We start from the raw sequence: 6,345 nt of genomic DNA, 5'->3' as shown, positions 1-6,345 counted from the left end.
GGCTCTCAATCACCAGAGTGCTATACTCAACATCGATTTGTTGTGTTGACTTATAGCGTTGCTCTAGGCTCTCAATCACCAGAGTGCTATACTTCCTACGAAAGGTTCGACGAGACCGAAGACGTTGCTCTAGGCTCTCAATCACCAGAGTGCTATACTAAGGTTTTTGCAAGTTTTTGTTTTATATCAGAAAAGTGCCAGTTGATCGGCGTTAATAGGGCGTTTGGAATGTCTTCCAAGGTGGAGGATATTTCCAAATTGCCTGTCCGTGATAAGTAAAAGTTTAACATTTCCATATTCCGGCACAGCGTCTTTGATCTTTACCTGTATCGCTTCGGCCTGTTCTTTACCAGCTACATGCTTCATATAAACAGAATATTGCACCATTTCGAAACCCAAATCGAGCAGTTTGTTACGGAAAACAGTCGCCCTTTTACGCTCAGCTTTGGTTACCACCGGCAAGTCGAATAGAGTCATAATCCACAAAAGTCGATACCCACTCAGCATTCGGAAACCATTGCCTCAATTTCCAGTTCGGGTATCAATTGCGGCATTGGCATGGTTGTCTTCTGTCCATCAAGATTTTCCCATAGCGAGTAGCTTAACTGGCTCATATGCTGAAATAATGGTGATGTAGCCCCCACAACAGCCTGATCACTTGTTACAATAGATGCCAGACACCGTTTTACCTCAGTTGTTACATTTGAATGCCCGCGCTCAACCAGTCTTTTTACGAGTTGATCGACAAGAGGACGATAAGGTTCCATAAGGTCATCGACCAGACAAAGCGGATTATTTTTGTTCTTATGAAACATCCCGAAGGTTGGATGAAGCCCTGCGGAAAGAACGGCGCTTACCATAGCACTTCTGATGATAGCATAGCCATAATTCAAAAGGGCATTAACATCGCCTTTGTGTCTGTCGCGTCTGAAATCTCTGCCAAACAAGGCTGGCCAATAGACTTGGGCGGCCTGTGCCTCAATATTCTGGGGATCACCTGATTTAATCAGTGTGTGAAGACGGTTTAAGCGCTCAACACTGGCGGATTGATAAAGTACAAGCAAAGTAGCCTGATTTTTGACTTTGCCTTTGATTATTTTTTGCCAGATTCTGTTTTTTATTCCTTTTTTGGCAAGTGCCTGCGTTTCAAAGCGTCGTGTCTGATCACTATGTTGAACAAGAGGCAATGATAGCGAAACCGGCTGAAAACGGTCATTACAGATGATTATCGGAATATTTCTTGCCGCCGCTTCGGTAATCATGGGGGTTGTGACGGTTGCACCCCGCGATGTAACAATCACGGACAAAACACCATCAAGATCGATCTGCCCCAATTCCGTTTCATTGTCCGAAACGATAATGGCACCCCTGCGCACGCTAATATGACGCGGCTGACCACTAATTTCGATCACTCTACCGCGCAGTTTTCTAACCTTCCCTGATTAGCCCGGTCGGGCTGATATGGACTTTTCGCGCCGAAGCCGATTGTAATTTACCCGGTGATTTGGATGTGAGTTTAAAAGTATCGTTTTTGTCTCTATCCCGTGCATCCACATTCGCCTCAGTATGCGGTGCCATTAATATTTTTGAACCTGAGAGCCTTTGAACACGATAAATCTCCTCAATCTCACCATCCTGCAATTTCAGCAGATCATTAATACGCAACCGCATAATCAATCTGGCTGTCGGGAATTGCGATTGCCAAGATGGTATAAATCCCTTCTGATTAGCGTCAAATCGCGAAACGATTTCGCCTTTCCATTTGCTGCTTGTCGGGTCTTGATAAATATCCATATAGGCATTGCCATCACCCTTATAGCCTTTGTAGGCAACACCCTCTTTGTCTGTTATGGGGATGATTGATACAGTTTCGACGATACGCAAAGATTTTATACTATTATCCGCACACCATTTCTGCACAGCATTTTCAAAGGATTTTCCTGATAGCCCTGCCGTTTCATTCAGCAATGCTGACTTTATTAGCGGGTCTCTGACTTTCTCAATATCACTTTGCTTGCCAAGAGATGTAATCGGCACCCTGTGCACCACGGTGCTGGCACCGTTTTCGGCATGTTCAACTATACCATATGCGGTATCATTATGAAGTGCGCCTTGCGATTTCTTACGCGGCCTGTGCGATACGATGATGGCGTCGATGTGTTTTTTCACTTCATCCCTGAAACCATCCCACGGGTCGATGCGGCCTTCAAACAGGCGCGTTAAATCCAGATCTTCTGACCGCCTTGCCGCTTTTGAGACTTTCTGGAGCAACCCCCGCGATGTCATGCCTACAACGATTGCGTCAATGGCGTGATGCCTGTGATCATCTCGGCTTTTCTTGGCAGGCGTGCCGTCATCTGTATTGTGGCCACGTAGAATACTATTGAGCCCCCAGAAACCCCGTAATAGAGACGTGAGCCGCCCTGTCACCACCCAGATTTTATTCTTTGGGATGATGGTAGAGATATATTCGGTGGTATAGCGGCTGATATAGCGGGTGTCGTTAAGCTGTCTTTCAAGAAAACCGCCATCTGCCTCAAATCGTTTCATGGCATCAGGCAGGAATCGCCACCGCTTGGCATAAGGAAGGTTCTGTGATCTTCCTAATATTTCCTGCCAGTCATAACCAGCTGGCGAGTTTCCAAAGGCATCAAACGGCGCACGATTGCCCTTATCCCGATTTGCCTGCCGAAAACAGACTGTTTTATTCGCCATGCTGTCATCAAGCGTGAGCGAGAATGGAAGCAAATGTTCAATCTCAACCTTGTCACTGAATAAATCCGAAATCGACATCATTTTGCCTGTGAAGGGACAACAACGATCGACTGGTTCTTTTGCCAACTGCTCCCATAGCTGAAATTTTTGCCGGCTTTCGCGACTATCTATATGACCAAGTTTTTTGAGTTCGTCTCTGGCGCGTTCGTTTTTTGCCCGCCCCTCTTTCTGGAATCTTTCCAGTTCACGCTTGCCGTCCGCGCCCATTGGCAAATCACGGCCTATCTCAATCACAACCTCATCCGGCTTACCATGCAGTCGGATAAGTTCATTGACCACCGCCCGCACCTGATTCAGCGCGATATGCACTGTCGGGTTGCTGATCGTACCATAACGTTTTTCGTCACTGTCCTCAAATTTACCCGAAGCGCCCATGACATGGCCAGCCAGAGCCTTGCCATAATAATCAAGTTTGTCGCTAAGAGCTGCGTAAGGATCATATAGATTCGCCTCACCAAGGCCAGCTTCTTTGACCGCATCATAATATATCAATCCCTGATCACGAAGGACTGGCAAAATCCGGTCGATAGCTTTCTTTGACAGTGATCCGTGGCCATCGGGTAATCGAACATCAAGGCAGTCTTCGGCAACATCGTCTGACAGACCATATTGCTGGGTGAGTATTGATCTAACCTCGTCATCGCCCTTTTGATCATCCTGTAGCATCAGGATGAAGCTATCCTGCTCTTCTTCATCAAGCCTATCCCACGCGCTACCTATCATCTTTTTTGCATCGCGCATGATACAGCTTGTCAGATTACCGATAAGGTGATCTCTGTTATCCGATTCCAGATTGAAACCTACGGGATAATCCACCACACCCTGTTTACGGAGGATGGCGCGCATCGCCTTGAAGGTCAGCTTTTTCTTATGCTCAAGTTCATCAAATAAGTGATCACGAAGTGCCAGCGAAGCGGTGATTCTATGGGCAACGCCATCATGATCTATCCATGCCAGATTGGACAGTTCCTGATATATGCGAAAACGCTGGAATGATGGCAGGGCTTTGGAAATGCGGTCTTCGTCTGACAGGAAAATGCATCGTCCGACTTCTTGCGGTTTAAGTTTACGCTGGAAAAACACAATCTCCTTTAGCCGTTCTCTGGCCGCTTCAATATAAAGGCTGGGGTTAAATGCCGCCTGTTTTGCCCACAATGTGTCAAATTCCTGTTCCAGCATATATCTGTCAGGATAAAACTCATAAAGCGCATTGGTGCCACTCAAACGCCGCGCCCGAACCGTATCATTAGTTGCTTGCCGGTCGGCCAGAAATTCACCAATTGTGCGCGCACCTGCCTCGCCCAGTTTCATTTCTAGATCAGCAATCGATTGCTTAACGACGCCAGCCTCATTGTCAGCCGATTTGCGGTTGCTTTTAAAGCCGCGGCGCTGATTTATGTGAAAAATAGCCCGTCCCATTTCATACGGATCAATAGCTTCATCAAGGGCTTTCTTGCGAATGGGATATGGGTCTTTATATGCAAGAGCCTGACGCTGGATTTCATCGGCAGGCATTAAGCCGTATTTTACCAGCGCGTTGATCAGATTTTTCTGGCGCTGGATAAAACGGTCACGTCTGCGCCGCGTCAAACGCGCTTCGCGTCTTGTGGCTTTTAATGACCCCAGACTTTTGGGGTCTCGGCCATCGCTGAATATGCGGGCGCCTGTTCTGAAGATAGATACAGGCTCGCCATCATCACCAAGATCAAGCAAGCACCAGCCGATTGAATTTGTTCCTAAATCAAGGCCTAAACGTCTCATCAGTCATCACCATGCGACATATGATTGAATATCGTTGACATCAATTATTAATGGCGGCCATTAATAATTGATTGCAATAACACTCTGGTGATTGAGGAGCCTATGGTTAACAAGTGGGTTTCCTGCACAAATCTAAGAGCTGCCTCCGGGCGGCTCTTTTGCTTTGTGGGTTTATAGATGCCCATATCTAAGCGCAAAAATTGCAAAAGTGGAAACACCCTGATTTTCAGGCGTCAAAATCCCCTGCCAAAAACGCCGCTAATTCAAGCTATGTAACGAAAAAGGGGTGGTGGAGCCAGACGGGATCGAACCGACGACCTCATGCTTGCAAAGCACGCGCTCTCCCAGCTGAGCTATGGCCCCACATTCGCCCATGTCAGGCGAGACCTTTGGGATGTCCGGTGCATCACCAGAACAGGGCGGTTATCTTCTAATGCGGCGTGCGGGTCAACCCCTTTTTCGGGGTTCTGGCCAAAAAAAGGGGGACAGCCGCTAAGCCGTCCCCATTTCCAGGAGGAATCATAATATTTCAACTCGCCATCGCTCAGCCGCACCCAAACCAGCCGTGCCTAATTCAACTGCGCCGCGCCTATCCGCCAATCCAGCTTACGCCGCCGAGCGTGACCCCAGCGCATCAAGCACCGCCTGATAGACAATCTCGCCATTACGCACATTCAGACCATTCATCAGATGCGGATCATCATCAAGCGCGGCAACGCCCTTGTCAGCCAGCGCCAGCACATGCGGCAAGGTCGCGTTATTCAGCGCCTCGGACGAGGTGCGCGGCACCGAACCCGGCATATTGGCAACACAATAATGCACAATATCATCAATGATATAAGTCGGGTCATCATGCGTGGTTGGCTTTGACGTTTCAAAACAGCCACCCTGATCGATAGCCACATCAACCAGCACCGCGCCCGGCTTCATGCCAGATAGCTGGGCACGGGTGATCAGCTGGGGCGCACTCGCACCCGGAATCAATACCGCGCCAATGACCATGTCAGCCTGTTTGACCGCTTCGGCCAGAACCGCATTGCTGGAATAGCGGGTGCTGATCGCATTGCCGAAAATATCCGACAGATAGCGCAGACGTGGCACCGACCGGTCAAATACGGTCACGCGGGCACCAAGGCCAACAGCCATCTTCGCCGCATTCACGCCAACAACACCGCCGCCAATGATAACCACCTCGGCAGGTGCCGTACCCGGGACGCCCGAAATCAGAATGCCGCGTCCACCCGCATTGGCTTTGAGATGGGACGCGCCTTCGACCACCGCCAGACGGCCAGCAACCTCGCTCATCGGCGCCAGAAGCGGCAAACCGCCCTGATCATCGGTGATCGTTTCATAGGCAATCGCCGTACAGCCAGAATCAACCAGCCCGTAGGCCTGTGGCGCATCAGCCGCCAGATGCAGATAGGTAAACAGAATCTGATCGGATGATAGCTGTACCCATTCGGAAGGCTGCGGCTCTTTGACCTTGACGATCATCTCGGCCTTGGCGAATACGTCGGCGGCAGTGGCGGCGATCTCGGCTCCGACAGCACGATAGGCATCGTCGCCCGCGCCAATACCCGCCCCCGCATTGGTTTCAACTAGCACCTTATGACCGCGACCGACAAGCTCGGCAACCGATGATGGCACCAGGCCAACGCGAAATTCCCTAGTCTTTATTTCCTTTGGAACACCTACAAGCATGACAAGCTCCTCATACCCCTTGGCCGTGCCAAGATTTGTTAATGTCTATATAGACATAATATTCAAAAACCTACGGCATTTCCTTGCTTTTTATTGTGGTGTATTATT

4 protein-coding genes and 1 tRNA gene are annotated in these 6,345 nt (G+C 49.1%); all 5 read right to left on the bottom strand.

The window, feature by feature from the left end; genetic code table 11:
• Nucleotides 1–186 precede the first annotated feature (186 nt).
• The 5 genes from cas2 to ald all read right to left on the bottom strand — a co-directional run bounded on the left by cas2 (nucleotide 187) and on the right by ald (nucleotide 6,237).
• Complete coding sequence (cas2, locus tag SAR116_RS13045; protein ID WP_238531158.1) at nucleotides 187–477, bottom strand: CRISPR-associated endonuclease Cas2; 291 nt, start codon at nucleotides 475–477, stop codon at nucleotides 187–189.
• Between the two features lie 23 nt (nucleotides 478–500).
• On the bottom strand, nucleotides 501–1,412 hold the full coding sequence (cas1, locus tag SAR116_RS13040) for a type II CRISPR-associated endonuclease Cas1 (RefSeq protein ID WP_013047414.1): 912 nt from the start codon (nucleotides 1,410–1,412) through the stop codon (nucleotides 501–503).
• Between the two features lie 16 nt (nucleotides 1,413–1,428).
• The gene (gene cas9 / locus SAR116_RS13035) at nucleotides 1,429–4,536 is read right to left on the bottom strand and encodes a type II CRISPR RNA-guided endonuclease Cas9 (protein WP_013047413.1); all 3,108 of its coding nucleotides are present in this window, start codon (nucleotides 4,534–4,536) and stop codon (nucleotides 1,429–1,431) included.
• A 287-nt stretch (nucleotides 4,537–4,823) separates the two neighbouring features.
• Nucleotides 4,824–4,899 (bottom strand) — tRNA-Ala (locus SAR116_RS13030).
• A 243-nt stretch (nucleotides 4,900–5,142) separates the two neighbouring features.
• Nucleotides 5,143–6,237 carry an alanine dehydrogenase gene (gene ald / locus SAR116_RS13025; protein ID WP_013047411.1) on the bottom strand — a complete coding sequence of 365 codons (1,095 nt, stop codon included), beginning with the start codon at nucleotides 6,235–6,237 and terminating at the stop codon, nucleotides 5,143–5,145.
• Nucleotides 6,238–6,345 lie beyond the last annotated feature (108 nt).

This window comes from Candidatus Puniceispirillum marinum IMCC1322 (genome assembly GCF_000024465.1).
Taxonomy (GTDB): Bacteria; Pseudomonadota; Alphaproteobacteria; order Puniceispirillales; family Puniceispirillaceae; genus Puniceispirillum; species Puniceispirillum marinum.
The sequence above is the reverse complement of the archived record's forward strand: the minus strand, read 5'-3'. Positions and strand labels throughout refer to the sequence as shown.